The sequence below is a fragment of the Streptomyces sp. LHD-70 genome, from assembly GCF_031157275.1.
In the GTDB taxonomy this organism is placed as follows: domain Bacteria; phylum Actinomycetota; class Actinomycetes; order Streptomycetales; family Streptomycetaceae; genus Streptomyces.
In genome coordinates this window covers 250,367-274,722 of sequence record NZ_JAVIFW010000005.1, presented here as the reverse complement: position 1 = coordinate 274,722, position 24,356 = coordinate 250,367, and the positions used below count along the sequence as shown (strand labels likewise).

Genomic DNA, 24,356 nt, shown 5'->3' with positions numbered 1-24,356 from the left:
ACCCGTGCACGACGGTGGCCGACCGCGCGGCGGCGGTCAGCACTGCCAGAGGAAGGCCGCCTCTCCGCACGGCGCGCAGCCGAAGACATAACTCCGGCCGCCGCCACCGAAGTTGGCCGCCGTGCGGTGGTGGTGGCCCTCTTCGAGCGATGCCGTGAACGTCATGGGGGCGTGGCAGGAGGGGCAGTCGGGCGTCCCGTCGCCCTGGATCCACTCCGGTTCGCCGCCGAGCCGGCCGAGGGCCGGTATGTCCTCGGCAGGGGTCTTCGCGGGCCGGAGGGCCGTGACGGCGCCGAGCAGCGTCTCGCCCTCGGCGGGTACGGCAGCGGGTGCCAGCTCGCCGGTGAAGACGAAGGCGCGGTTGGCGCCGCCTCTCGCGTCCCAGTCGTCGCACATCCCAGGGTCGTTCTGGCAGAAGAACGCCGCTATCACGCCGTCCTGGAACGGGAGTTGGGCCAGGAACTGCATGGCTCCGGCGCACTCCCCGCACACGGGCCAGACGAAGCCCTCCGGCACGAGCGGGGTGCCGCCGGTGCGCGGCACCGTGGAGTCGGAGGCGGTCGGGCCGCCGTGGATCAGCTGCATGCCTGAAGGCTAGGACGGACCACTGACAACGCCGGTCCGGCGGCCGGGGATCAGTCCCGGGCGAGCCCGAACCGCGCCCGCAGTCCGGTGCGTTCGTCGGCGGCGACCGATGCCGCGCCGTCCGTCACCGTCTCGTACACCGCGAGGATGTCGGCCCCGACCGTCGACCAGTCGAAGCGGCGGACGTGGGCGCTGCCGCGCTCGCGCAGTCCCTCGCGGCGCGCGGGGTCGCCGAGGAGGCGCAGGGCGGCGTCCGCGAGCGCGTCGGCGTCCTCGTTGGCGAACAGGTCGCCTGCCGAGCCGTGGTCGAGGACCTGGGTGAACGCGTCGAGGTCGGAGGCGAGCACGGGCGCGCCCGCGGAGAGCGCCTCGACGAGGATGATGCCGAAGCTCTCGCCGCCGGTGTTGGGCGCCACGTACACGTCGACGCTGCGCAGCAGGCGGGCCTTGTCCTCGTCGCTGACCATGCCGAGGAACTCCACGCGCGAGCGCATGTCGAGCGGCAGCGTCGCGACGGCCTCCTCCTCGTCACCGCGGCCTGCGACGAGCAGACGGGTCTGCGGCCGCTCCTCGAGGATCCGGGGCAGCGCCTTCATGAGCACCGGCAGGCCCTTGCGCGGCTCGTCGATGCGCCCGATGAACCCGATGGTGCCCCCCCGTCGCCCACCGCCACCCGTATCCGAGCTGCGCGCCCCTTCCGATTGCCACTCCGGCTTCGGCTCGGCCTTCGCGAAGAAGTCGACGTCGACGCCGTTCGGGATCACGACCGCGTCGCCGCCCAGGTGCTCGACCAGCGTCCGGCGTGCGTACTCGCTGACCGCGATCCGCGCGCTGATCTTCTCCAGGGCGGGCTGAAGGATCGGGTACGCGGCGATCATCGCGCGTGAGCGGGGGTTGGAGGTGTGGAACGTCGCGACGATCGGCCCCTGTGCGGCCCAGCAGGTGAGCAGGCCGAGCGAGGGCGAGGCCGGTTCGTGGATGTGGATGACGTCGAAGGTGCCGTCGTGCAGCCAGCGCCGCACGCGCGCGGCCGACAGGAAGCCGAAGTTCAGGCGCGCCACGGAGCCGTTGTACGGGACCGGAACCGCACGCCCCGCGGAGACCACATACGGCGGAAGCGGAGTGTCGTCGTCGGCGGGTGCCAGGACGGAGACCTCGTGGCCCCAGCGGATGAGGTGCTCGGCGAGATCGCGGATGTGGAACTGGACGCCACCCGGCACGTCCCAGGAGTACGGGCAGACGATGCCGATCTTCACTCGGTCACCTCGGACGCGGACCCGTTCGGCGCCTTGGCGGGGTCCAGGTCGGCGATCCACAGCCGTTGCAGCATGTGCCAGTCCTCCGGGTGATCGGCGATACCGGTGGCGAAGGCATCGGCCAGCGCCTGTGTCATGACAGACGTCTTCTCGACCCGTGTACCTGTCTCCGGTACGTCGATGGGTGGGTGGACCCGGCCCTTCATGACGGCGCTCTCGTCATACCAGAGGGTGACGGGCAGCAGCAGTGCGCCGGTCTGCTGGGCGAGCATCGCGGGACCGGCCGGCATGCGCGTGGTCTCGCCGAAGAACTTGACCTCGACGCCGGACTCGGACAGGTCCCGGTCGGCGACGAGGCAGACCAGGCCGCCCGCGCGGAGCCTGCGGGCGAGCGTGCCGAAGGCGGAGCCGCCCGTGTGCGGCAGGACCTCCATGCCGAGGCTGCCGCGGTAGGCCACGAAGCGGTCGTAGAGCGTCTCGGGCTTGAGCCTCTCCTGGACGGTGGTGAACGGGGTCTCCAGCTTGGTGGTGACCCAGGCGCCCGCGAGGTCCCAGTTGGCGAGGTGCGGAAGGGCGAGGATCACGCCCTTGTCGGAGGCGAGGCCGTCCGTCAGATAGTGCACGTCCTTGGGGACGAAGCCGTTCCTGATGCGGTCCTTGCTCCAGGCGGGCAGCCGGAAGGACTCCATCCAGTAGCGCATGTACGAGCGCATGCCCGCCTTGGACAGGGCGGCGAGCCGCTCCTGGCTCGCGTCGGGCACCACGCGCGCGTAGTTGGCCTCCAGGCGCTGGACGCCCTTGCCGCGGCGCTTCCACGCGATGTCGGCGATGGTGCGCCCGAGGCGGACGGCGACGGGCTCGGGGAGTTTCTTGACCGCGGACCAGCCGAGCCCGTACAGGGCGTCGGTGAGTTTCTCCTGTGCCTTGCTCATGACGTGGCCTCGCTCCCCCGTGCCTCGCTGCCGCCTCGGCTGCCGCTCGGCTCTACTTCTTCTGTGGCGGTTTTCGTCCCGCTGGTGCCAGTTTCGCCTGTGCCGCTTTTCGCCCCCTCGGCAGGGGACCCACCAGCGGGCGTTGCCGCGTCCGCCTCCGCGGATTCCCGTCGTACGGTCACGACGCGCTGCCCGAGGGTCACGGCGCTGCCGACGGCGACGATCCACAGGGCGATCGGCAGCAGGACGTCGATACCGGGCACCCCGAAGGCGTGCAGTCCGGCGAGCCCGGCCGCGACCAGCGAGATCACGAGCCGCTCGGCCCGCTCGATCAGGCCGTTCACCGCGACGGGCAGGCCGATCGACTCGCCGCGCGCCTTCGTGTACGAGACGACCTGGCCGCTGGCCAGGCAGAAGATGGACACCGCGCACATCATGTCGCTGTCGCCCCGGCCCGCGTACCAGAGCGCGAAGCCGCCGAAGATCGCGCCGTCGGCGACCCGGTCGAGCGTGGAGTCCAGGAAGGCGCCCCAGCGGCTGGAGACGCCCGCCTGCCGGGCCATGTTCCCGTCGACGAGGTCGGAGAACACGAACAGCGTGATGACGATCGTGCCCCAGAAGAACTCGCCCCGGGGGAAGAAGACCAGCGCACCCGCCACGACACCGGCGGTGCCGATCAGCGTGACCGCGTCCGGGCTGACTCCCCGGCGGAGCAGAAACGCGGCGAACGGTGTGAGGACACGCGTGAAGAAGGCACGCGCGTACTTGTTCAGCATGGCCTTGAAGCCTTCCCAAGGGGAGTGGCGGGCCGCGCGACCCCTGCGGCCACCGGCCGCCCCATCGTAGCCACGGACCCTGTCACTCGACCTCGTGAGCCCCTTCGGTCCCCGTGCGCGTCTCCCGGCAGCGCGGTCTCGTACGACGTATGGACGCACCGTGACGGGAGTGGAAAGCTCGAAGACACCGCGGGCGTCGTCGGAGCCGCCAGCACACGCGGTCCCAAGCGTGTCCGCGCCCTTCTCCCCTCACCGTGCAAGAAATCGTGAGCCTTCGGGAGGCACAGCATGGGCGACAAAGCAGGTGCACACTCCGGGGCCGCCGGCAGGGCACCCACGGCCGACCACCCCCGTTCCGTACGGAACGTGGTGCTGGTCGGCCACAGCGGTTCCGGCAAGACGACTCTGGTGGAGGCCCTCGCGCTGACCGCGGGGGTGGTGAACCGGGCGGGCCGCGTGGAGGACGGCGGCACCGTCTCCGACTACGACGAGATCGAGCACCGGCAGCAACGCTCGATCCAGCTGTCCCTGGTTCCGCTGGAATGGGGCGGCATCAAGATCAATCTGCTCGACACCCCCGGATACGCCGATTTCGTCGGCGAGTTGAGGGCCGGTCTGCGCGCTGCGGACGCGGCCCTTTTCGTCGTCTCGGCCGCCGAGGGCACGGAGGGCATCACCGGCGCGACCCGCGTGGTGTGGGACGAGTGCGCGGCGGTGGGCATGCCGCGGGCGATCGTCGTCACGCACCTGGAGGCGGCCCGCGCCGACTTCGACGCGATGACCGGCGGCTGCGCGGAGACCTTCGGCGGGGACGACCCGGACGCGGTGATTCCGCTGTACCTGCCGCAGTACGGGGACGAGGGCCCGGACGGGCACGCTCCGGTGACAGGCCTGGTCGGGCTGCTCTCGCAGCGGGTCTTCGACTACGCGTCGGGCGAACGCAAGGAGCTGGAGCCGGACGGCGAACAGGAGGCGCGGATCGAGGCGGCCCGCAACCGGCTCATCGAGGGGATCATCGCGGAGAGCGAGGACGAGACCCTCATGGACCGCTATCTGGGCGGCGAAACCGTCGACTACAAGACCTTGGTGGAGGATCTGGAGCGCGCGGTGGCGCGCGGCGTCTTCCACCCGGTGCTCGCGGCGGCCCCGGCCGCCGACGGCGCGCGGCAGGGCCTCGGCACGGTCGAGCTCCTCGAGCTGATCACGGGTGGTTTCCCGACTCCTCTGGAGCACGAGACACCGGCCGTCACGACCCCGGACGGCACCGCGCGTGCCGCGCTTTCCTGCGACCCGCAGGGCCCGCTGGCCGCCGAGGTCGTGAAGACCTCTTCCGACCCCTATGTGGGGCGGATCTCGCTGGTACGGGTCTTCTCCGGCACCCTGCGCCCGGACGACACCGTGCACGTCTCGGGGCACGGCCTGGCCGACCGCGGCCATGAGGACCACGACGTGGACGAGCGCGTCGGCGCGCTCACCTCGCCGTTCGGCAAGCACCAGCGCACGTTGTCGCAGTGCATCGCGGGCGACCTGGCGTGCGTGGCGAAGCTGAACCGCGCGGAGACCGGGGACACGCTGTCGGCCAAGGACGATCCGCTGCTCATGGAGCCGTGGAGCATGCCGGACCCGCTGCTTCCGCTGGCGATCAGGGCGCACAGCAAACCGGACGAGGACAAGCTCTCGCAGGGCCTGGCCCGTCTGGTCGCCGAGGATCCGACGATGCGCCTCGAGCAGAACCAGGACACCCACCAGGTGGTCCTGTGGTGCCTGGGCGAGGCCCACGCGGACGTGGCCCTCGAACGGCTCCGCAGCCGCTACGGCGTCCAGGTCGACGTGGTGCCGCACCGCGTCGCCCTGCGCGAGACCTTCGGCGCGAAGGCCTCCGGGCGCGGCCGCCATGTGAAGCAGTCCGGCGGGCACGGGCAGTACGCGATCTGCGAGATCGAGGTGGAGCCGCTGCCCGTCGGCAGCGGCGTGGAGTTCGTCGACAAGGTCGTGGGCGGCGCCGTGCCACGCCAGTTCATCCCGTCCGTCGAGAAGGGCGTACGTGCCCAGGCCTTGCGCGGCATCGGCGGGAGCCCGCTGGTCGACGTACGCATCACGCTCCTGGACGGCAAGGCGCACTCCGTCGATTCGTCCGACGCCGCGTTCCAGACGGCCGGCGCGCTCGCCCTGCGCGAGGCCGCGGCGGACGCCCCCATCCATGTCCTCGAACCCGTCGCGGAGGTGCAGGTGCTCGTCGGCGACGGGTACGTCGGCTCCGTGATGAGCGATCTGTCGGGGCGGCGCGGCCGAGTCGTCGGCACCGAGCAGTCGCCCGGCGGTCGCACGCTCGTACGGGCCGAGGTTCCGGAGATCGAGATCGGCCGGTACGCGGTGGATCTGCGCTCGCTCGCCCACGGAACGGGCCGATTCAGCCGTAGTTACGTCCGGCACGAACCGATGCCGACCCAGCTGGCGGCGAAGCTGCGCGAGGCGGCCGACCAGGACACCTGACCGCCCCGGCCCCGTCCGCCGCCGCGATCCGGCAGGGCACGGCGGCGGTGCGCTGAGCGCAGCGAGGGGGTGCCGGGGGCCCGCCGCCCGTCCCCGCCCGTGGTGGGACGGGCGGCATTCGGCCGCCCGATGACGGATGTCAGTGCTCCCCGATACATTGATGATCTGCTCGGCGGTGCGGTCAACGGCCTTGCGGGGTAAGGAAGTCGGGAAGGGCCGCAGAGCAGCGGCGGTGCGGCGATGGGGGCTTGCAGTGGCGGACGACTTCGATTCGGCCTTCGATTTCAGGCCGGGGGCGCAGGTGCCGCTCTCCGGTGCAGAGGGCGAGACGGCGGCGACGCACGCCCTGGCATCGGCGGCGTACCGGGACAGCGATGTCGACGACATACTCAAGGCGAACAGCGAGTGGCATAAGTCCGAGGTGAAGAAAGGCAAGTTGTCGCTCTTCAAGCCGGACCTCGGCGAGGCCTTCGCGCGCGCCGTGCAGGTCCGGATGCTCGGCGGTGCCCGCAAGCCGCTGATCCAGTCCTTCGGCATAGAGCCGCAGGCCGTGGTCGAGCACTGCCTGGCGGCCACCCGCATCCGCAAGGAGCGGGACACCCGACTCACCGCGGTGACCGCCCTGTTCGGAGTGCTGTTCCTGCCCGGCCTGCTGCTGTGGCTGCTGATCTTCCAGCTCAAGAAGAGCCTCGGCGAGGGCAAGGACAAGAAGAAGACCGCGCTCGGTACGGCCCTGCTGGTCGCCGTCTGCGCGCTGGCCGTCCTCTTCCTGATCAAGCTGCCGTTCACCGGTCTCCTGGGGATGTACCTGCGGGCGATGGTGGTCGCCCCGGTGATCGGCTGGCTGCTCGCCAAGCAGATCTGTGAGCGGACGGCGAAGGACCTGCGCGGCCGCTGGGAGAGCCTGCTCGCCGGTGGCGGCATCGGCGCCAAGATCCCTGAGGCGGTGCCGGGTTCGCCGGGTGAGACGGCGGCTGAGCGGCTGCGCCAGGGCCTGGCCCGGCTCACCGCCGAGCAGCAGTCCAACTCCGTGTTCTACGCGGGCCCCAAGGGCATCCTCGGCATGGGGACCCGCTGGGGCAGCTGGCAGCTGGCGGAGGAGCTGGTCCCGCGCGCGGGCACGTCGGAGATCCACCCGTTCCGCAGCTGGGACGTGGTGCGCGCGATCCACGACCAGCTGCGCATGCTGGAGCGCGGCCCGCTGCACACCGGCGGTTTCCCGACCCCGTCGATACGCCACTGGATCGTCTCCCCGGTCGCCGAGGGTGCGACGGAGGTCGCGCGCCCCACCGGCACGGATGTGGAGGCCTTCCAGGTCAAGCCGCACGAGATACAGCGGATCTGCAACGAGCAGCAGTTCGGCAGCGGCGACCGGCACTATCTCGGTGTCCAGTTCCGGCTCTGGGACGGCCAGTTGGTGATCACGATGCTGATCACGGTCACCGTGCTGCACGAGACGCTGCGCATCGAGGTCACGGGTCACGCGCTCGGCCCGGTGCACTCCCTGTTCACGACGAAGCCCAAGGCGAAGACCAAGGAAGTCTCCAAGACGGTGAAGTTCTGGGAGACGCGCGAGGTGAAGCTGCCGCTGATAGAGGCCGATGACGTGGTGCGGCTCGCGGCCCGCGCACCGTTCACCTGGTTCCCGCCGATCCTGGACTTCCTCGGCGGCAAGCTGGCCCTGCCGGAGCCGTTCGGCCTGCGGCACGCCTGGGCGGACAAGCCGTGGCGCCACCGCTTCATGGCGGACGACGCGCTGCGCGCGGCCACCCCGGTGCTGCGCGTCGTGCACGCCGCGGCGATGCGCGTCCTGGAGGAGAACGGCGTGGACACGGCGCGCTTCGGCACCCGCTCGCTCTTCCTCAGCAACCTCGTCCAGGACGCGGCCCCGACGAAGGCGGACGTGTACGACGCGTAGGGCTCGCACACACCGCTCGGGCGGCCTGTCCCGCCTGCCGCCTGCTCCGCCTCCCCTCGTGCTGCGCCTGCCTCCGCCTGCTCCGAAAACGCGCGATGGCGCTCACGTACGACAGAACGTGAGCGCCACGGGGCGGGGCGGGCCGGGCGGGCCGGGCGGCGGTCGAGGGGACACGACCGCGAGGCGAGAAAGGCTCAGACCCGAGGCCAGGCGTCCGCCAGCATCTTGCGGGTGTCGCCCAGGAGTTGGGGCAGCACCTTGGTGTGACCGACGACGGGCATGAAGTTCGTGTCGCCGCCCCAGCGGGGCACGATGTGCTGGTGCAGATGCGCGGCGATCCCGGCGCCGGCGACGGTGCCCTGGTTCATGCCGATGTTGAAGCCGTGCGCGCCGGAGGCGGTGCGCAGCGCGACCATGGCCTGCTTGGTGAGCTCGCCCAGCTCCACGGTCTCGGCAGCCGAGAGCTCGGTGTAGTCCGCGACGTGCCGGTAGGGCACGACCATGAGGTGCCCGCCGTTGTACGGGTACAGATTGAGCACCGCGAACACATGGTTGCCGCGTGCGACGATCAGGCCGTCCTCGTCGGACATCTCGGGGATCGAGCAGAACGGACAGCCGTCTCCGGCCCCCGGGCCAGTCGGCTTGTTCTCACCCTGGATGTACGCCATCCGGTGGGGCGTCCACAGGCGCTGGAACGCGTCCTGCGTCCCCACTCCGTTCTGCTGCTCCGGGTCACTCGTCATGATGTGCAGCATATGGCGTAGGCGGTGCCGGGTGCTCTGCCGGGTCAAGGGCCGGGTGCTCTTCCGGGTCAGGGGTCGGCAAGCGGACGGCCTCGGCACACGCAGGAGCGCGTACCGAGGCCGTGGAGCGAACCGGATGTCAGGCGTTCAGACCTGAGTCCCGGGGATTCAGACCTGCGCCCGCTCCTCGACGACCTTCGCGATCTTCGCGATGGCCTCGTCGACGGGGATGCCGTTCTCCTGCGAGCCGTCGCGGTAGCGGAAGGAGACCGCGCCGGCGGCCATGTCCTCGTCACCGGCGATGACCATGAAGGGCACCTTGGACTTCTGTGCGTTACGGATTTTCTTCTGCATGCGGTCGGAGGAGGAGTCCACCTCGACCCGAAGGCCCTGCTTCTTCGCCTTGGCGGCGAACTCGTGCAGGTAGTCGACGTGCGCGTCGCCGATCGGGATGCCGGTGGCCTGCACGGGCGCGAGCCACGCCGGGAAGGCGCCCGCGTAGTGCTCCAGGAGCACCGCGAAGAACCGCTCGATGGAGCCGAAGAGCGCGCGGTGGATCATGACCGGGCGCTGCTTGGTGCCGTCGGGGCCGGTGTACTCCAGGTCGAAGCGCTCCGGCAGGTTGAAGTCCAGCTGCACGGTCGACATCTGCCAGGTGCGGCCGATCGCGTCCTTCGCCTGAACGGAGATCTTCGGGCCGTAGAAGGCGGCGCCGCCCGGGTCCGGGACCAGCGGGAGGCCCTGCTTCTCGGCGACCTGAGCGAGCACCTCGGTGGCCTCGGCCCAGGCCTCGTCCGAGCCGACGTACTTCTCCGGGTCCTTGGTGGACAGCTCCAGGTAGAAGTCGTTCAGGCCGTAGTCGCGGAGCAGGCCGAGGACGAAGGTGAGCGTCTTGTCGAGCTCGTCCGCCATCTGCTCGCGGGTGCAGTAGATGTGCGCGTCGTCCTGCGTGAAGCCACGCGCGCGGGTCAGGCCGTGCACGACACCGGACTTCTCGTACCGGTACACAGTGCCGAACTCGAAGAGGCGCAGCGGCAGTTCACGGTACGAACGCCCGCGCGCGTCGAAGATCAGGTTGTGCATCGGGCAGTTCATGGGCTTGAGGTAGTAGTCCACGCCCTCGTCGAGCTGCATGGGCGGGTACATGCCGTCGGCGTACCAGTCGAGGTGGCCCGAGGTCTCGAAGAGCTTCCCCTTCGTGGCGTGCGGGGTGTAGACGAACTCGTACCCCTCCTCCTCGTGCCGGCGGCGCGAGTAGTCCTCCATGACGCGGCGGACGATGCCGCCCTTGGGGTGGAAGACCGCGAGGCCGGAGCCGATCTGCTCGGGGATCGAGAACAGGTCGAGCTCGTTGCCCAGGCGGCGGTGGTCGCGCTTCTCGGCCTCGGCGAGGAACTCCAGGTGCGCCTTCAGCTCGTCCTTGGACGGCCAGGCGGTGCCGTAGATGCGCTGCAGCATCGGGTTCTTCTCGCTGCCGCGCCAGTACGCGGCGGCGTTCCGCATCAGCTTGAAGGCGGGGATGTTGCGGGTCGTGGGCAGGTGCGGACCGCGGCAGAGGTCCTTCCAGCACAGGTCGCCGGTCTTGGCGTCGAGGTTGTCGTAGATGGTCAGCTCGCCGCCGCCCACCTCGACATCCGCGCCGTCGTCGTGCGAGGCGGAGCCCTTGATGCCGATCAGTTCCAGCTTGTACGGCTCGTCGGCCAGCTCCTCGCGGGCGTCGTCGTCGGAGACGACGCGGCGGGAGAACCGCTGGCCGCGCTTCTGGATCTCCTGCATCTTCTTCTCGATGCGCTTGAGGTCCTCGGGCGTGAACGGCTCGGCGACGTCGAAGTCGTAGTAGAAGCCGTCCTTGACCGGCGGGCCGATGCCCAGCTTGGCCTCGGGGAACAGCTCCTGCACGGCCTGCGCCATCACGTGCGCGGTGGAGTGCCGCAGGATGTTGAGGCCGTCCTGGGAGGAGATCTCGACGGGCTCGACCTCCTCGCCGTCCTGCACGGCGTACGCGAGGTCCTTCAGCTCGCCGGCCACGCGGGCGGCGACAACGGTGCGCTCACCGGGGAAGAGTTCGGCGGCCGTAGTGCCCGTCGTCACCACGCGTTCTTCCCGCTCGGAATCGCGTTGGATGATCACACGGACGTCTGACACCGGTCTCTCCTGCCTGAAGGTGGATGCGCCGCCTCACCTCGTGCGCACGCAAGAGGAATCGTACCGAGAGCGCGGAGCCCTTCGCGAAACGGTCACGGAAGAGGCGGGCGCACACGTACGCGTCAGTCCTCCAGCTCCCCCAGGTCCCCGCTGCACGCCTCCTCGAAGAAGTCGATGTTCTCCTGCAGCGACTTCAGCATCCGGTCCCGCTCCGCCTCGTCCACCTGCACCGGCACCACGTCCGAAGCCCCGGTCAGCCGGCGAAAGCCGCCACGGCTCTCGAGCCGGCCGTGCACCCGCACCGGCAGCCCCACCAGATGCGCATGCCCCGCGATCCGGTACGCCTCCTCGTCGAGGCTCATCCGCACGTGCGGGACGTCCGCGCCCGCGATCACCCGCAGCCGTACGGTGCCGCTCCCCCGCGGCCCGGCCCGGCGCATCCGTACGACGGTCCCGGTGATCCGGACGGGGAGCGAGGGCTCGGCGGTGCGGTACCGCACGGAGGCCTCGCGCAGCACCGGAAGGTCGCCGGGCGAGAACTCGACGGGCTCGGGCCGGGCCGCGCACCCCTCGGGCACCCCGGCGGCGGGCGCCCACGCGAGGTCGACGCAGGCTCCCTCCGTACCGCGCACCAGGCTCACCAGGGCCTCGGTCAACTCGTGGCTGACGCCTGCCTCGACGGCGGTGTCGAAGGCCTCCATGCCGCCCGTGGCCCGGCGGTAGTCGACGGCCTCGCGGGCCGCCGCCAGCGCGTGGTGCAGCCGCACGGCGAGGGCCCGGCCGGTCGCGGCGGGCACGAACGCGGTGAGGCGCCGGCCGCCGTGCACGGGCCCCACCAGGACGTGGCCGAGCGAGGCGGCGGCCGCCCTGCGGTGCCGCGCCCCGTAGTACCCGGCCCGGTCCCGCACGGCCAGCGCCCCGGCGAGCAGCACCTGGCGCACGGAGTTCCGCAGCTGCTCCTCGACACCCCAGGCGGCGGTGCCCGCCGGGCCTGCCGGTACGTCACGGGTCCAGGTCAGCTCGTCGCTGGGCACCGCGAGGCCGACGAGCACGGCGCGCGCGGACGGTGCGGCGCTGCGGGCGAGCGCGAGCAGGGCCTCGCCGAGCAGATCGTCGCTGTCGGGGAAGGCCCGGCTCTCGGGTACCAGGAGGCTGGTGCCGGAGGTGCCGTCGGGCGGGGTCCAGCGGGTGTACCGGCCGGCCGCGCCGCCTCGCCGCCGCCAGCCGTGCCGGTCGAGGAGGGCGCCGAGGACTCCGGGGTCCACACGCGCGGCGTCCGGGTCGGGCAGGGCGCTGCCCACCAGGTGTGGGGGTTCGTCGATCGGGCGGTGCATCAGGGTCTCCCTCCCGTCCCGACGCGCGTCATGATCTCGCAGAGGGCCCTGTCGTCGAATATCCGCGAGGTCGGGATCCGCACCGTCGTCCTGTGCCGCCCCCGCACGGGGTGCCCGGCCAGGTTGGTCCAGTAGCAGCAGTGCCGCAGGTCGAGCCGGTCGTGCCCGGCGCGCAGCCAGTCGTCGCGGGAGCGCGGCACGATCATCACGACCAGGATCTTGTGCACCGAGACCGGGGTCCGGGCCAGCTTCTCCAGGTGCGCGTTGTCGAGCGTGAAGGAGAAGGCGGGGCCCGGGGGGTTCGGCGCGAGCTGGTACGTGCACTTGAGCTGCACCTTGATGGTGACTTCGTCGTCGACCGTGTGCCCGGGGGCGCTGTGGCTGACGTGCCAGTCGATGCCGTTGTCCGGAAAGGGCTGCGAGAGCGAACAGCCCGCCGCTGCCGCCACGGCGTGCAGATAGCCCACCTGGAGGGTCTCCATGCAGGCGGTGGTGGCGAGCGTGCCGCGCAGCGGTGCGATCCGCTGAGGCAGCAGCCCACCCTGTTCGGGCTGCGCGAGCGCCATGGCGAACAAGCCTTTCGGGACGGGGAGTTGTCGGGGAGCATCGGGGCGCGTACGCCGCGCACGCCGGAGCGGAGTGCGCGTCACACACCCCCGGACCGCCCAACTCACCGGTCCGTCACCTGTGTTGTCACCGCTGGGCGTATCGGGCAAACAGCCCGGGTATCACGAGTTCGGGCAGGCAGGCGGGGCGCGAGGACCGAGGGCGCCACCGGCGACGGGTGGGCGGCGGGCGGGCCGCACGCGGAACTGCCCTGCGGACACAGGGAGTTGCATCGCCATGACGTGCTGGTACGAGGGACCACTTGCCGCATTCGACACCGAGACCACGGGCGTGGACGTGGAGAGCGACCGCATCGTGTCGGCCGCGATCGTCGTCCAGGACACCCCGGGAGGCCGGGCGCGGGCGACGCGCTGGCTGGTCGACCCGGGCGTGCCGATACCCGAAGAGGCCGCGCGGATACACGGCCTGACGGAAGATCATCTGCACCGCAACGGCCGCTGGCCCGCGCCGGTGATGGAGGAGATAGGCCGGGAGCTGGCCGATCTGACCGCCGCGGGGCGGCCGTTGGTCGTGATGAACGCGCCGTTCGACCTGACGCTCCTGGACCGCGAGCTGCGCCGCCACCGCGCGTCGTCGCTCTCGCACTACCTGGGGAGCCGCCCGATGTGCGTCCTCGACCCCCGGGTCCTGGACAAACACCTGGACCGCTACCGCAAGGGGCGCCGCACCCTCACCGACCTGTGCGCGCAGTACGAGGTGGAGCTGGCGGACGCCCACGACGCTGCGGCCGACGCACTCGCCTCTCTCGAGGTCGTACGCGCGGTGGGGCGCCGTTTCGCGGCCCGGCTCGAACGCCTCTCGGCGGCCGAGCTGCACGCCCTGCAGGCGGTGTGGCACGCGGCCCAGGCGCGCGGCCTGCAGGCGTGGTTCACGCGCAACGGCACCCCGGAGGCGGTCGACCCGGCCTGGCCGCTGCGCCCGGAACTCCCGGCCGCGGCCTGAGAGTCGTACGAGAGGACCGGCCCCGTACGAGAAGAGAAGCCCTGGCGTCGTACGCGAAGAACAGGGGCTCGGCGCACACAAAAAGACCGGCCCGTCAGCGACGGACCGGTCTTTCCCGGTGGGCGATACTGGGTTCGAACCAGTGACCTCTTCGGTGTGAACGAAGCGCTCTCCCACTGAGCTAATCGCCCGGGAACGCACTGAACCATACAGGCCCGGGCGCCCCTCCTCCAAACCGGATCCGGACGCCGATCGAACCGGATCCGGACGCCGTTCCGGCGAACGCCGGGCGCCCGCCGTCAGGTCGTACCGAGATGCCCGATCAGTCCGCGCCGCCCCGAGCGCATCATCAGCGCGTGGTTGAGCAGGAACACCGGCCGCCCGGGCACGGCGAAGCGCCGCAGCAACGGACGGCGCACGTCGACCTCCTGCTCGTAGAGCACGCGGGTGCCGCCGCCGGCCGGGGTCAGCGTCCAGCGCGCCCAGCCGTCCAGGTCGCCGGTCATGCCGATCTCCAGGATCCCGCCGGCGGGATCGCGGCGCTGCTCGCGGGCGGTGACACGAAGGTCGTACGGCAGCACGGAGCGGAACCGGGCGCGGCCGCTGCGGTCGTCGATCGGGACGACCTCGCGCACCTGCCGCCACCACCGCGGGTACTCCTCGGCGTTCTCGAGCACCGCGAAGACCGCTTCGGGGCGCGCGGGCACGTTCCAGACGCTGCGGAAGCGGTAGTGACACCAGTCCATGCCCCGAGTCTGCGGGACGGCGGGCACCTACTCAGCCGGAACTGAGTAGGTGCACCCATGCCCGGCGCCGTGACGCGGACCACACTGCAGCCATGAGCACCTTTCCGCCACCGGCCGAAGAGCTGCGCATCCTGGACCGCGAGCTGGTCCAACTGGATGCGCGCCGCACCCAGTTGCTGGCCCGCCGGGCCTGGCTGGTCTCGGTCCTGGCCGAGCAGCAGCCCCCGACGCCGGTGCGGCCCGCCGGTCCGCCGCCCGCCTCCGGTCCGCCGCCCGCCTCCGGTCCGCCGCCCGCCTGGGGGCCGCGCCCGCGCGCCGAGTCGTCCCCGCCGAGCGTCCAGAACGTCCTGCTCGTCCTCGGCGGCCTCCTGCTGACCGTCGCGGCGCTGGCGTTCACGCTGGTCAGCTGGGGTCACATGGGCATCGGAGGCCGCTCGGCCGTGCTCGGCGCGGTAACCCTGGCCGCGCTCGGCGTGCCCGTCCTGCTGCAGCGCCGCGGCCTCACCGCGACGGCCGAGGCGGTGGCCGCGCTCGGCCTGGTCCTGACGGTGCTCGACGCGTACGCACTGCACCGCGTCGCCGTGCCGGACGCGGACGGCGCGGCCTACACGGCGATCGCCTCGGCCGTACTCGCCGCCGTCTGGGCCGCGTACGGAACGGCACTGCCCCGGCTGCACGCACCACTCCCCGCCGCCGTCGCCGCGGCCCAACTCCCGCTGTTCCTCGGCGCGTTGGCGGCAGACGCGGGAGCGCACACCCTGACCGTGGCCCTGCTCGCCACTGTCGCCGCCGACACGGCCCTCGCCCTGCTGGTCACGCGCACGTCCGTCCGCGCCACGGCCGGCGGCGCCGCCGCACTCCTCGGCCTCATCGCCCTGACGACGGCGACCGGCCTGTCCTGGACGGCCTCCGACCCGGCCGAGGCCGCGCGTGCGGGCGTGCTGCTCCTTGCGGCCGCGGCGATCGCCCTGGGCGCGGCCCTGCCCACACCCCACGCTCCCCTGGCCGCGACCTGCGCCGCCGTCGCGGGCCTTGCCACGGTCCTCGCCACCGGCGGCGCCCTGCGCACGGCCGTCCCGGACACGTGGACGGTCCCGGCCCATCTCCTGTGCGGCATCGCCCTGTTGACGGTCGTACGCACCCGACTTCCGCTCCCCGTACGCCGCGGCCTGGCCGGGGCCGCCGCGGCGCCCATCGGCGTCGCGCTGCTGTGGGCCCTGCCGAACCTGGTCCTCTCCGTCGCGGGACTGGCGCGCTGGGCGGACCGGACGTGGGCGGGCCCGCCGCGGCTCGCGTACCTGGACGCTCCGGTCGCCGCGGGCCCGGCGGTCCCGGTGACACTGCTCGCGCTCGCCGCCACCGCCTGGGCCGCGCACCGCCTCATACGGGCCGACGAGTCCCGGCGCGCCTGGAGCACCACGGCCGCCTGCGCTGCCCCGGCCCTCCTCTGGTCCACGCTCACCACCCTCCCGCTGTCCCTCCAACTCCCTTACGCGGCCGCCCTCGTCACGCACGCCGCGCTCGCCCTGGCGTCCCTGGGATGGGCCACCGCACTGGCACGGTCGGCGCGGCCGCACCTCGCGTGGGTCCTCCTCGGCTGCGGCCTCACCTCGGCGGCGTGCGCGGCCCTGCTGTCCCTCGCCACGCAGCCCGCGACGTTCATGGTGCTCACGGTGTTGCTCGCCGGCAGCGCGGTCGCCGCCGCACTGCACGCCGACGGCGCCCGCCGGGCGGTCCTCGCCTGCGCCGCGACGCTCTGGGCGACGGCCCTCACCGTCGCCGCACCGGCCGCCCTCGACCTGCCGCCGCACCGCACGGCACTCGTGGTCCTCGCGGTACCTGTCGCCGCCGCGCTGCTCGCCGCCCGGCTGCGCACGCTCCGCGTCGCCGTACCCCTGGAGATCGCGGGCGCCGCGGCGGCCGGACTGGCCATCGCCCTCTCCGTCGGCCACGCCCCGAGCCTGGCGCTCACCCTCGCCCTGTCCGGCGTGATCGCGGCGGCCACGGCCCTGCGCCCCGACCGCCGCCCGGTGTCGTACGCCGCGGGCGCCCTGTTCGCCGCGGCCTGCTGGGTGCGCTTGGCCGCCTGGGACGTCACGGCCCCTGAGGCGTACACGCTGCCGGTCACGGCCCTGGCCCTCGCCGTCGGGTTCCTGCGCCGCCGCAAGGACCGTGAGGCGTCCTCGTGGTCCACGTACGGACCGGGCCTGGCCGCCACCCTGCTGCCGAGCCTGATCGCCGCCTGGTCCGACCCGCACTGGCTGCGCCCGCTGCTGCTCGGGCTCGCCGCCCTGGCGCTCACCCTGCTCGGCGCCCACCACCGCCTCCAGGCCCCGCTGGCCCTCGGCGGCACGGTGCTCGCCCTGGTCGCGACGCACGAGCTCGCCCCGTACGTGGTCCAGGTCGTCGGCGCACTCCCCCGCTGGCTGCCCCCGGCCCTGGCCGGACTGCTGCTCCTCGGCGTGGGCGCCACGTACGAACAGCGCCTGCGCGACGCCCGACGGCTGCGGGACGCCCTGGGGCGCATGCACTGAGGCCGCCGCGAACGGCGGGAAACGACGAAGGTCCGTGAGACGAGATGTCTCACGGACCTTCGGCCGGGTGGGCGATACTGGGTTCGAACCAGTGACCTCTTCGGTGTGAACGAAGCGCTCTCCCACTGAGCTAATCGCCCGGGCGCACGGAGAACATTACCGCACTTCAGACGGGCCTTGGACCACGCCTGCAAGGAGTTCCGTCACTCGTTGATCTTCCACGGCATGACGATGCCGAACTTCCAGACGTAGATCCCGAGCAGGACGCCGATGATCACGAGGCCGATCGACGTCAGGATGATGTTCCGTCTGCGCACCTTGGGATCGAGTGCGCGCTGTGCCGCCTCCGTCACCTTGCGCTTGGTCCAGCGCAGGACCAGCTGCGCCCAGACGAACTCCGTCGCCCAGATCGCCATGCCACAGAAGATCACGACCCAGCCGGGCCCCGGCAGCGGCAGCATGATGATGCCCGCGACCACGACGGCCAGGCCCACGACGAACACGCCGACCTGCCAACTCAGGTGCAGCGCACGACGACTCTTGATGAACTTCGGCGCCTTGGACCCGAGCCCCTGCTCGTCCTGCGAGTCGGCCGCCTTGCCGGCGGACTCCACCTCGCTGCGCTCGTCACTCCCCGTATTCATGCAGCCGACATTACCGGACAGGAACGCGTCACCGGAATGGACGTATGAACGAACGACCCGACGGCTGTACGAGCTACCGAAAGCCGCTCAAATCCCTCAGAGGGGTTTACAACGGCACCGTAGGTGGCATGTCGATTTCGCCGACGTGCGAATCCCCGAGCGCACACTGAGCGAAAGGCCCTGGCGCTTATGAACACCACGGTCAGCTGCGAGCTGCACCTGCGCCTCGTTGTGTCGAGCGAGTCCTCACTCCCTGTACCCGCAGGACTGCGGTATGACACGGCCGATCCCTACGCCGTGCACGCCACCTTCCACACCGGAGCCGAAGAGACGGTCGAGTGGGTCTTCGCCCGCGACCTTCTCGCGGAGGGCCTGCACAGGCCCACGGGCACCGGCGACGTCCGTGTCTGGCCATCCCGCAGTCACGGTCAGGGCGTCGTCTGCATCGCCCTGAGCTCCCCGGAGGGCGAGGCTCTGCTCGAGGCCCCGGCGCGGGCCCTGGAGTCCTTCCTGAAGCGAACGGATGCCGCGGTGCCGCCAGGCACCGAACACCGCCACTTCGACCTCGACACGGAGCTCTCCCACATCCTCGCCGAGAGCTGACGAGGCCCGACAACAAAGCAGCCCGTAGCCGTCCGACTCGGGGCGACGGCGCGGGCCTCGACAACCGCATCACGGCAGTGTTCGGCGCCGTCGCCGTGGGTTCGCCCGCAGCGGCGGCGCCGATGTGTTCGAGTCGAGCCGCTAGCATCGGCCAGCATCAGCGGGCGCCCGCCCGACCCAAGGCCAGGGAGCGATTCGTGCTGATCACCCACGACACCCGGTGCGCACTCGATGCGGTGTGCGCACTGGTGAACTCCTCGCCGGAGGACGACAGCCCCGACGGGCTCCCGGACATCGCGGCCCTCGACACCTTCGTACGCGCGCATGCCATCAGCGACGTCGGGCGGCTGACCGAGGGCGACCTGGCGGCGGTCCGGGGCGTGCGAGCCCGGTTCGGCGAGGTCTTCGAGGCGGCCGACGCACATGCGGCGGCACGGACCATCAACGACCTGGTCGCCGCGGCCGGCACCACCCCGCGGCTGACCGACCACGACGGTTACGACTGGCACGTGCACTACTTCGCGCCCGGTGCCTCCGTCGCCGACCATCTCGCCGCCGACGGCGGGATGGCGCTCGCCTTCTTCATCGTCGCCGGGGAGCAGGAACGGCTGCGCCGGTGCGAGGCGCCGGACTGCCGGCACGCCTTCGTCGACCTGTCCCGCAACCGCTCCCGGCGCTACTGCGACAGCCGGACCTGCGGCAACCGCCTGCACGTCGCCGCGTACCGGGCCCGGCGCAAGGAGGCCGCGGCGGGCTGAGAGGCCACCGGGAGCGGCGGGGATTCACAAGAAGTAGAGGTCGTGCATCGCCGCCGCCAGGAGGAGGCAGCCGATCACCCCGAGGAAGATCATCAGGGGCGGCTGGGAGAGCGCGAAGAGACAGCCTCGCGGCTCGGACGTGGGTGCGGGGACCTGGCCCCGGGGTGTTTCCTGCATCTCGCGGCGATGATGGCGCAGGGCAGGGCGGGGGCAGGATCAACACGCCCGGCTGGAGCGGGAGTTCGCCGGATCACGTGGTTTTCGAGGCGGCTCTCAGATGCCGTGCTTCTTCAGAATCGCTTCGATGTCCGAGAAGTCCTCCGCCGGTGCGGCGGATCCGGGCTTGGGATGCTTCTCCTTGCGCTTCGGGGTGGGCGTCGCCGCCGTACGGCCGGCGCCGAGGGAGGGGGCGGAGGCCTGCGGGGCCACGGCGTCCTCCTGGGTGGTGCGCACGGCTCTGCGGCGCTCCACCGCGCGCGTCGTCATGAACAGCGCCCAGGCGATCCCGAGCAGTCCGACGCCGATCCAGGTGCTCGGCTTGAAGACCAGGTCGGAGACCCACTCCACGGCCCCCGTCAGGACCAGGCCGATCGGCACGAGCGAGTACGCCGCGATGCGGGTCGCGGTCAGGAAACGCTTGCGGTACGCGGTGATCGCGGCGATGCCCAGGCCTGCCGCGGACACGGCGGAGCAGATGGTCTCGGCAAGCATCCGGTCCTCCAGCGGGGGTCTCGGGGTCACGTCCTCCCTCCATCGTGCACCGGCCGGGGTCCTCGGGGCCACGATCCGGCCGGACCTCAGGGAGATCTCCGGGTTCGCCTCCTCCGAAGGTCCGGGTCGGGTCGGGGTCAGGTCCGGGTTGGGGGCCTTGCGGCACTCCTGTGAGACTGTCCCCATGAGCGACTCCTCTCCCCTCGAACCCGCCGCCCGCCCCGTCCTCGACATCTGGTGCGAGCTCCAGTGCCCCGACTGCCGCTCCGCCCTCGACGACGTCCGCGCCCTGCGCGCCCGCTACGGCGACCGGCTCGAACTGCGGCTGCGGCACTTCCCGCTGGAGAAGCACAAGCACGCCTTCGCCGCCGCCCAGGCCGCCGAGGAGGCCGCGGAGCAGGGCCAGGCCTGGCCGTATGTGGAGGCCGTGCTCGCCCGCGTCGAGGAGTTCGACCGCAAGGGTGAGGCGCTGCTCATCGACGTGGCCCGCGAAATCGGCCTGGACGCCGAGGAGTTGGACACCGCGCTGATCGACGGCCGGCACATCCTGATCGTCGACGCCGACCAGGCCGAGGGCAAGGCGATCGGCGTCACCGGCACCCCCACGTACGTCATCGACGGCGAGCGGCTCGACGGCGGGAAGAGCCAGGACGGGCTGCGGGAGCGGATCGAGGAGATCGTCGACCGGCTGCTCGCCGACTGACCTGGCTCCGGACCGCCGGCGGCCCCTGAGTCAGAGCAGGGGTTTGTAGAGGTAGTACGAGAGCGGCTGGTAGTCGAGCGACTCGTACAGGCGCAGGGCCGGGGTGTTGCCCGCGAAGACGTTCAGGCCGATGGTGCTCGCGCCCTCGCGGGCGGCCTCGCGCTCGGCGAGGAGCATCAGCGAGCGGCCGTGACCGTGCCCGCGGTGCCGCTCGTACACCTCGACGTCGAAGACGAACGCGCCGTCGTCCTGCAGCGCCAGCCACAGCGTGCCGACGTCCGCTCCCTCGTGCGCGAGGACGTGCAGGAGCATGCCGGGCGTGGCCGGGCCGTCCGGCAGGAGGCGGGCGTGGTCGTCGTCGGACTTGGCGCGGGCCTGGTCCTCGGGGACGCCGCGGTCGATCCAGGTGCGTGCGTACGAGGCCTTGGCGTGGGTCAGCCACGGCACGTACTCGGAGTCGGACATCGGCCGTGCCGTGCTGCCCGGCGGGAGTCCGGGCGGTCCCGCGGCGGGGAGCGGCTTGGCCATGCGGCGGTTGCGCTCCACGTACCCGAGGGCCGTGGCGAGGCTCAGGGCCGCCGGGGCCGCGGCCGGGACCGCCGCCTCGACACGGGTGCAGCCCCAGCCGCGCAGCACCTCCTCGGCGGCGAGCGCGGCGACCGTGCCGCGGCCGCGGCGCCGGTCCGGCTCGTCGATCGCGAGGTACCGGAGGTGGCCCACGGTGGGGCCGAAGACGGCGTGCGTGGCGATCTCGGTGGTGCCCACGGGGCGGCTGTTCACGCACACCTGGTAGGTGCGTGAACGCACTCCGTCCGTATCGCGCTGGATCGGCCCGGTCGGCCGCAGAGTCGTGGTCATCACGGGGTTTCTACCCGCTGCCGGGCCCTTCGTCATCCGATTTGGGACGCGGCGGGTCCGCTCACGGGTCGAGGTCGGCGCCCGAGCGCTCGTCGAAGATCCGCATGGCCTTGGCGGTCACCGGGCCCGGGACGCCCGGGAGTTGACGGTCGTCGACGCGGTGGACGGCCTGGACGTCACGGAGCGTGGACGTCAGGAACACCTCGTCGGCGCGGTCGAGCACGTCGAGCGGCAGGTCGCTCTCGCGGGCGCCGGTCCACTCGACGGCCAGGGCACGGGTGATCCCGGCGAGGCAGCCGGAGGCGACGGGCGGGGTGTGGATCTCGCCGTCGAGCACGACGAAGACGTTGGAGCCGGTGCCCTCGCAGAGCTGCCCCACGGTGTTCGCGAACAGCGCCTCGCTGGCCCCCGCTTCGCTCGCCCGCGCGAGTGCGACCACGTTCTCCGCGTACGAGGTGGTCTTCAGGCCGGTGAGCGCGCCGCGTTCGTTGCGCGTCCAGGGCACGGTGATCACCGCGGTGCTGTCCGGGCGGCGGTCCGTCTCACCGAGCGCGACGACGAGGGTCTGGCCCTGATCGCCCCGGTCGGAGCCGAGCGGCGAGAGGCCACCGGTGTACGTGATGCGCAGCCGGCCGAGCGGCATCGGATTGGCCTCGAGCACGGCGGCGCAGGCGCGGCGCACCTCGTCGAGGTCGGGCTCGGGCAGGCCGAGTCCGCGTGCGGAGCGGGCGAGGCGGTCGAGGTGGCGGGTGAGCGCGAAGGCCCGTCCCTCGGTGGCCTTGAGCGTCTCGAAGACGCCGTCGCCCACGGTCAGTCCGTGGTCGAGGACCGACACCCGTGCCGTGTCGAGCTCCTGCAGCCCGCCGTTGAGCCAGATCTTCACGTGAGGCTTCCTCCTAGTGCGTCGTACGTTCCCGACGCTACCGCGAGCAGTCGCGCCGCCTTGAGCTCGGTCTCCCGCCACTCGCGCTCGGGGTCGGAGCCCCAGGTGATGCCGGCGCCGGTACCGAAGCGGAGCACGCCGTCGGCGCGGTCGGCCCAGAAGGTGCGGATGCCGACGGCCAGTTCGCCGGTGCCGCGGTCCGCGTCGACCCAGCCGATGCCGCCGCAGTACGGGCCTCGGGGCGCGGTCTCCAGGGCGTCGATGATCCGCAGCGCGCTGGACTTGGGGGCCCCGGTGACGGAACCGGGCGGGAAGGTCGCGGCGAGCAGCTCCGCCCAGCCGGCGCCCTCGGCGATCTCTCCGCGGACCGTGGAGACGAGGTGCACGAGGCCGGGGTGCTTCTCGACGACGCAGAGTTCGGGGACGGTCACGGAGCCGGTGGCGCAGACCCGTCCCAGGTCGTTGCGGACCAGGTCGACGATCATCACGTTCTCGGCGTGGTCCTTGTCGAGCAGATCGGCCTCGGTCCGCCCGGTGCCCTTGATCGGCCCGGACTCGACGATCTTCCCGCGCCTGCGCAGGAAGAGTTCGGGCGAGGCGGTGGCTATCTCGACGCCGTGCCCGGGTATGCGGATCGTGCCCGCGTAAGGGGCGGGGTTGCCGCGGGCGAGGAGGGCGGTGAGGGCGTCCACGTCGGCGTCCTGCGGGAGCGGCGCGGAGAGCACGCGGCAGAGGTTGGCCTGGTAGACCTCGCCGGCCGCGATGTGTTCGCGGATGCGGCGTACACCCGCCGTGTACGCGGCGCGGTCGAGCGATGTCGTCCAGTCGCCGGCGGCCGGGCCGTGCCAGCGGCCGGGCGCCGGGAGCGGCACGGGTTCCTCGCGTACGCGGTCGAAGCGGGCGCAGACGAGGCGCCCTTCGAAGTCCGCGGTCACGGCCCAGAAGCCGGAGGAGTCGAGGGCCGTGGGGTCGCTGGTGACATCACGCAGGTCGGTGGCCACCAGGCTGCCGAAACGTGCCATCGGGGGGTACGGCGAGAGCATGGACGGGGCGTTGTGCACGGCTGCGAGTCTATGGCGGCGTGCCGCGGACCGCCCCGGGCCGGGTGGCAGCGCAGCACGCTGCGCAAACGCATTTTTGTACCTGGCCCGGAATCCGCTAGAGTTCAACACGTCGCCGGGACGCGCCAAGCGCCTCGGAGAGCAAGCGGACGTAGCTCAGTTGGTAGAGCGCAACCTTGCCAAGGTTGAGGTCGCCAGTTCGAACCTGGTCGTCCGCTCAGGATGTGGGGGATCTTCCCGAACTCCCACGCTCCTGGTGGAGTGGCCGAGAGGCGAGGCAACGGCCTGCAAAGCCGTCTACACGGGTTCAAATCCCGTCTCCACCTCCAAGGACGATTAGCTCAGCGGGAGAGCGCTTCCCTGACACGGAAGAGGTCACTGGTTCAATCCCAGTATCGTCCACTGCCCGGTACTCCTGTACGCTGCACGGGCTCCGCGCGATTAGCTCAGCGGGAGAGCGCTTCCCTGACACGGAAGAGGTCACTGGTTCAATCCCAGTATCGCGCACGCAACGCCCATGACCTCCGGGTTCATGGTCTCGAGGACGATTAGCTCAGCGGGAGAGCGCTTCCCTGACACGGAAGAGGTCACTGGTTCAATCCCAGTATCGTCCACGCGTAGTTGAAGCCCCCGGCCTTCTGGTCGGGGGCTTCTTCGTGCTCGTACGGGCGCAAGGGGCTCTCTTGTACGGGTGTCCGGGGACGCTGGGGCTCGGGCGGTGTGCCCGAGCCCTCCCGAGCGTCAGGACGAGAACAGCATCCGGCCGAAGCTCTTCTGCCGGTAGTGGCCGTGGTGGCCGTGGCCCGGGTGCGGGGCGCCCCAGGCCGGGGGCTGCGCGGCCGGGTAGGCCTGCGGGGCGGGCGCCGGGGCCGGGGCGGCCGGCGGGGCCGCGGGCGGGGCCTGCTGGGCCCACTGCGACTCCAGGCGGGTCAGGGCCTCCAGCTCGCCGTAGTCGAGGAAGATCCCCCGGCAGCCGTTGCACTGCTCTATCTGGACGCCGTTGCGGTTGTACGTCTGCATGGGTGCACGGCACTTGGGACACTGCATCGTCGGCTCAACTCCTCGCCGGTCGGGACTGCTTCACCGGGACCGGTGCCCGGTCGC

Annotated in this window: 23 protein-coding genes and 7 tRNA genes; 12 read left to right on the top strand and 18 right to left on the bottom strand. The window is 71.8% G+C overall.

What is annotated here, in order from left to right; translation table 11 throughout:
• Positions 1 to 36: 36 nt before the first annotated feature.
• From RCO28_RS11965 to pgsA, 4 genes are read right to left on the bottom strand one after another with little or no spacing between them, the layout of a single operon-like run.
• Complete coding sequence (locus RCO28_RS11965) at positions 37 to 585, bottom strand: hypothetical protein (RefSeq protein WP_308941020.1); 549 nt, start codon at positions 583 to 585, stop codon at positions 37 to 39.
• A gap of 50 nt (positions 586 to 635) precedes the next feature.
• Positions 636 to 1,841 carry a glycosyltransferase family 4 protein gene (locus RCO28_RS11960; protein WP_308941019.1) on the bottom strand — a complete coding sequence of 402 codons (1,206 nt, stop codon included), beginning with the start codon at positions 1,839 to 1,841 and terminating at the stop codon, positions 636 to 638.
• Complete coding sequence (locus RCO28_RS11955) at positions 1,838 to 2,773, bottom strand: phosphatidylinositol mannoside acyltransferase (RefSeq protein ID WP_308941018.1); 936 nt, start codon at positions 2,771 to 2,773, stop codon at positions 1,838 to 1,840. Before RCO28_RS11955 ends, RCO28_RS11960 begins: the two co-directional genes overlap by 4 nt.
• Entirely contained in the window at positions 2,770 to 3,549 is a 780-nt protein-coding gene (gene pgsA, locus RCO28_RS11950) for a phosphatidylinositol phosphate synthase (protein ID WP_308941017.1), read from the bottom strand. Before pgsA ends, RCO28_RS11955 begins: the two co-directional genes overlap by 4 nt.
• A gap of 288 nt (positions 3,550 to 3,837) precedes the next feature.
• On the opposite strand from pgsA, the gene RCO28_RS11945 reads away from it, so the two are divergent.
• Positions 3,838 to 6,042, top strand: a complete 2,205-nt coding sequence (locus RCO28_RS11945) for an elongation factor G-like protein EF-G2 (protein WP_308941016.1) — start codon at positions 3,838 to 3,840, stop codon at positions 6,040 to 6,042.
• A gap of 253 nt (positions 6,043 to 6,295) precedes the next feature.
• Positions 6,296 to 7,960, top strand: coding sequence for a hypothetical protein (locus RCO28_RS11940; RefSeq protein WP_308941015.1), 1,665 nt, complete (start codon positions 6,296 to 6,298; stop codon positions 7,958 to 7,960).
• A gap of 194 nt (positions 7,961 to 8,154) precedes the next feature.
• Here the strand turns inward: RCO28_RS11940 and RCO28_RS11935 are convergent, their stop codons facing one another.
• The 4 genes from RCO28_RS11935 to RCO28_RS11920 all read right to left on the bottom strand — a co-directional run bounded on the left by RCO28_RS11935 (position 8,155) and on the right by RCO28_RS11920 (position 12,748).
• Complete coding sequence (locus tag RCO28_RS11935; protein ID WP_308941244.1) at positions 8,155 to 8,715, bottom strand: HIT domain-containing protein; 561 nt, start codon at positions 8,713 to 8,715, stop codon at positions 8,155 to 8,157.
• 156 nt (positions 8,716 to 8,871) lie between these two features.
• Positions 8,872 to 10,848 carry a threonine--tRNA ligase gene (thrS, locus tag RCO28_RS11930; RefSeq protein WP_308941014.1) on the bottom strand — a complete coding sequence of 659 codons (1,977 nt, stop codon included), beginning with the start codon at positions 10,846 to 10,848 and terminating at the stop codon, positions 8,872 to 8,874.
• Between the two features lie 122 nt (positions 10,849 to 10,970).
• On the bottom strand, positions 10,971 to 12,185 hold the full coding sequence (locus RCO28_RS11925; RefSeq protein WP_374991152.1) for a hypothetical protein: 1,215 nt from the start codon (positions 12,183 to 12,185) through the stop codon (positions 10,971 to 10,973).
• Positions 12,182 to 12,748 carry a DUF4365 domain-containing protein gene (locus RCO28_RS11920; protein WP_308941012.1) on the bottom strand — a complete coding sequence of 189 codons (567 nt, stop codon included), beginning with the start codon at positions 12,746 to 12,748 and terminating at the stop codon, positions 12,182 to 12,184. Before RCO28_RS11920 ends, RCO28_RS11925 begins: the two co-directional genes overlap by 4 nt.
• Positions 12,749 to 13,025: 277 nt before the next feature.
• Here RCO28_RS11920 and RCO28_RS11915 point away from each other — a divergent pair, with 277 nt between their 5' ends.
• Positions 13,026 to 13,751: a 3'-5' exonuclease gene (locus tag RCO28_RS11915; RefSeq protein ID WP_282536125.1), complete on the top strand. Its 726-nt coding sequence runs from the start codon at positions 13,026 to 13,028 to the stop codon at positions 13,749 to 13,751.
• A 119-nt stretch (positions 13,752 to 13,870) separates the two neighbouring features.
• Here RCO28_RS11915 and RCO28_RS11910 read toward each other — a convergent pair.
• Positions 13,871 to 13,942: transfer RNA gene (locus tag RCO28_RS11910), tRNA-Val, on the bottom strand.
• Between the two features lie 108 nt (positions 13,943 to 14,050).
• Positions 14,051 to 14,497, bottom strand: coding sequence for an SRPBCC family protein (locus RCO28_RS11905; RefSeq protein ID WP_308941011.1), 447 nt, complete (start codon positions 14,495 to 14,497; stop codon positions 14,051 to 14,053).
• Between the two features lie 92 nt (positions 14,498 to 14,589).
• Between RCO28_RS11905 and RCO28_RS11900 the strand changes: the two genes are divergently transcribed.
• Positions 14,590 to 17,031, top strand: a complete 2,442-nt coding sequence (locus RCO28_RS11900; RefSeq protein WP_308941010.1) for an SCO7613 C-terminal domain-containing membrane protein — start codon at positions 14,590 to 14,592, stop codon at positions 17,029 to 17,031.
• Between the two features lie 68 nt (positions 17,032 to 17,099).
• Here the strand turns inward: RCO28_RS11900 and RCO28_RS11895 are convergent.
• Positions 17,100 to 17,171, bottom strand: a tRNA-Val gene (locus RCO28_RS11895).
• 63 nt (positions 17,172 to 17,234) lie between these two features.
• Positions 17,235 to 17,675, bottom strand: coding sequence for a TIGR02611 family protein (locus RCO28_RS11890; RefSeq protein WP_308941009.1), 441 nt, complete (start codon positions 17,673 to 17,675; stop codon positions 17,235 to 17,237).
• A gap of 189 nt (positions 17,676 to 17,864) precedes the next feature.
• On the opposite strand from RCO28_RS11890, the gene RCO28_RS11885 reads away from it, so the two are divergent.
• Positions 17,865 to 18,278 (top strand): SsgA family sporulation/cell division regulator, encoded by a 414-nt coding sequence (locus tag RCO28_RS11885; protein WP_003959770.1) that lies wholly within the window; start codon positions 17,865 to 17,867, stop codon positions 18,276 to 18,278.
• A gap of 197 nt (positions 18,279 to 18,475) precedes the next feature.
• Complete coding sequence (locus RCO28_RS11880) at positions 18,476 to 19,036, top strand: CGNR zinc finger domain-containing protein (RefSeq protein ID WP_308941008.1); 561 nt, start codon at positions 18,476 to 18,478, stop codon at positions 19,034 to 19,036.
• A 24-nt stretch (positions 19,037 to 19,060) separates the two neighbouring features.
• On the opposite strand, the gene RCO28_RS11875 is transcribed toward RCO28_RS11880, so the two are convergent.
• Together RCO28_RS11875 and RCO28_RS11870 are read right to left on the bottom strand one after the other, a co-directional pair.
• On the bottom strand, positions 19,061 to 19,213 hold the full coding sequence (locus RCO28_RS11875) for a hypothetical protein (protein ID WP_282536130.1): 153 nt from the start codon (positions 19,211 to 19,213) through the stop codon (positions 19,061 to 19,063).
• Positions 19,214 to 19,309: 96 nt separating this feature from the next.
• Positions 19,310 to 19,747, bottom strand: coding sequence for a hypothetical protein (locus RCO28_RS11870; RefSeq protein WP_308941243.1), 438 nt, complete (start codon positions 19,745 to 19,747; stop codon positions 19,310 to 19,312).
• Between the two features lie 184 nt (positions 19,748 to 19,931).
• Between RCO28_RS11870 and RCO28_RS11865 the strand changes: the two genes are divergently transcribed.
• Entirely contained in the window at positions 19,932 to 20,450 is a 519-nt protein-coding gene (locus RCO28_RS11865) for a DsbA family protein (RefSeq protein WP_308941007.1), read from the top strand.
• Positions 20,451 to 20,480: 30 nt separating this feature from the next.
• Here the strand turns inward: RCO28_RS11865 and RCO28_RS11860 are convergent, their stop codons facing one another.
• The 3 genes from RCO28_RS11860 to RCO28_RS11850 all read right to left on the bottom strand — a co-directional run bounded on the left by RCO28_RS11860 (position 20,481) and on the right by RCO28_RS11850 (position 23,234).
• Positions 20,481 to 21,308, bottom strand: coding sequence for a GNAT family N-acetyltransferase (locus RCO28_RS11860; RefSeq protein WP_308941006.1), 828 nt, complete (start codon positions 21,306 to 21,308; stop codon positions 20,481 to 20,483).
• Positions 21,309 to 21,369: 61 nt separating this feature from the next.
• Positions 21,370 to 22,191 carry an aminodeoxychorismate lyase gene (locus RCO28_RS11855; protein WP_308941005.1) on the bottom strand — a complete coding sequence of 274 codons (822 nt, stop codon included), beginning with the start codon at positions 22,189 to 22,191 and terminating at the stop codon, positions 21,370 to 21,372.
• Positions 22,188 to 23,234, bottom strand: a complete 1,047-nt coding sequence (locus RCO28_RS11850; RefSeq protein WP_308941242.1) for a chorismate-binding protein — start codon at positions 23,232 to 23,234, stop codon at positions 22,188 to 22,190. The genes RCO28_RS11855 and RCO28_RS11850 overlap by 4 nt, the downstream gene beginning before the upstream one ends.
• A gap of 163 nt (positions 23,235 to 23,397) precedes the next feature.
• Between RCO28_RS11850 and RCO28_RS11845 the strand changes: the two genes are divergently transcribed.
• From RCO28_RS11845 to RCO28_RS11825, 5 genes are all read left to right on the top strand, one after another.
• A tRNA-Gly gene (locus tag RCO28_RS11845) sits at positions 23,398 to 23,470 on the top strand.
• Positions 23,471 to 23,507: 37 nt separating this feature from the next.
• Positions 23,508 to 23,581, top strand: a tRNA-Cys gene (locus tag RCO28_RS11840).
• A gap of 1 nt (position 23,582) precedes the next feature.
• A tRNA-Val gene (locus RCO28_RS11835) sits at positions 23,583 to 23,654 on the top strand.
• A 33-nt stretch (positions 23,655 to 23,687) separates the two neighbouring features.
• Positions 23,688 to 23,759: transfer RNA gene (locus RCO28_RS11830), tRNA-Val, on the top strand.
• 35 nt (positions 23,760 to 23,794) lie between these two features.
• Positions 23,795 to 23,866 (top strand) — tRNA-Val (locus tag RCO28_RS11825).
• A gap of 127 nt (positions 23,867 to 23,993) precedes the next feature.
• On the opposite strand, the gene RCO28_RS11820 is transcribed toward RCO28_RS11825, so the two are convergent.
• Complete coding sequence (locus RCO28_RS11820; RefSeq protein ID WP_308941004.1) at positions 23,994 to 24,299, bottom strand: zf-TFIIB domain-containing protein; 306 nt, start codon at positions 24,297 to 24,299, stop codon at positions 23,994 to 23,996.
• Positions 24,300 to 24,356: the final 57 nt, after the last annotated feature.

Coding starts and splice junctions, on each gene's coding strand:
- RCO28_RS11865 (WP_308941007.1), top strand. CDS start 19,932: ATGAGCGACTCCTCTCCCCTCGAACCCGCCGCCCGCCCCGTCCTCGAC.
- RCO28_RS11915 (WP_282536125.1), top strand. CDS start 13,026: ATGACGTGCTGGTACGAGGGACCACTTGCCGCATTCGACACCGAGACC.
- RCO28_RS11885 (WP_003959770.1), top strand. CDS start 17,865: ATGAACACCACGGTCAGCTGCGAGCTGCACCTGCGCCTCGTTGTGTCG.
- RCO28_RS11920 (WP_308941012.1), bottom strand. CDS start 12,748: ATGGCGCTCGCGCAGCCCGAACAGGGTGGGCTGCTGCCTCAGCGGATC.
- RCO28_RS11965 (WP_308941020.1), bottom strand. CDS start 585: ATGCAGCTGATCCACGGCGGCCCGACCGCCTCCGACTCCACGGTGCCG.
- RCO28_RS11900 (WP_308941010.1), top strand. CDS start 14,590: ATGAGCACCTTTCCGCCACCGGCCGAAGAGCTGCGCATCCTGGACCGC.
- pgsA (WP_308941017.1), bottom strand. CDS start 3,549: ATGCTGAACAAGTACGCGCGTGCCTTCTTCACGCGTGTCCTCACACCG.
- RCO28_RS11860 (WP_308941006.1), bottom strand. CDS start 21,308: ATGACCACGACTCTGCGGCCGACCGGGCCGATCCAGCGCGATACGGAC.
- RCO28_RS11905 (WP_308941011.1), bottom strand. CDS start 14,497: ATGGACTGGTGTCACTACCGCTTCCGCAGCGTCTGGAACGTGCCCGCG.
- RCO28_RS11890 (WP_308941009.1), bottom strand. CDS start 17,675: ATGAATACGGGGAGTGACGAGCGCAGCGAGGTGGAGTCCGCCGGCAAG.
- RCO28_RS11945 (WP_308941016.1), top strand. CDS start 3,838: ATGGGCGACAAAGCAGGTGCACACTCCGGGGCCGCCGGCAGGGCACCC.
- RCO28_RS11820 (WP_308941004.1), bottom strand. CDS start 24,299: ATGCAGTGTCCCAAGTGCCGTGCACCCATGCAGACGTACAACCGCAAC.
- RCO28_RS11875 (WP_282536130.1), bottom strand. CDS start 19,213: ATGCAGGAAACACCCCGGGGCCAGGTCCCCGCACCCACGTCCGAGCCG.
- RCO28_RS11870 (WP_308941243.1), bottom strand. CDS start 19,747: ATGCTTGCCGAGACCATCTGCTCCGCCGTGTCCGCGGCAGGCCTGGGC.
- RCO28_RS11935 (WP_308941244.1), bottom strand. CDS start 8,715: ATGCTGCACATCATGACGAGTGACCCGGAGCAGCAGAACGGAGTGGGG.
- RCO28_RS11850 (WP_308941242.1), bottom strand. CDS start 23,234: ATGCTCTCGCCGTACCCCCCGATGGCACGTTTCGGCAGCCTGGTGGCC.
- RCO28_RS11955 (WP_308941018.1), bottom strand. CDS start 2,773: ATGAGCAAGGCACAGGAGAAACTCACCGACGCCCTGTACGGGCTCGGC.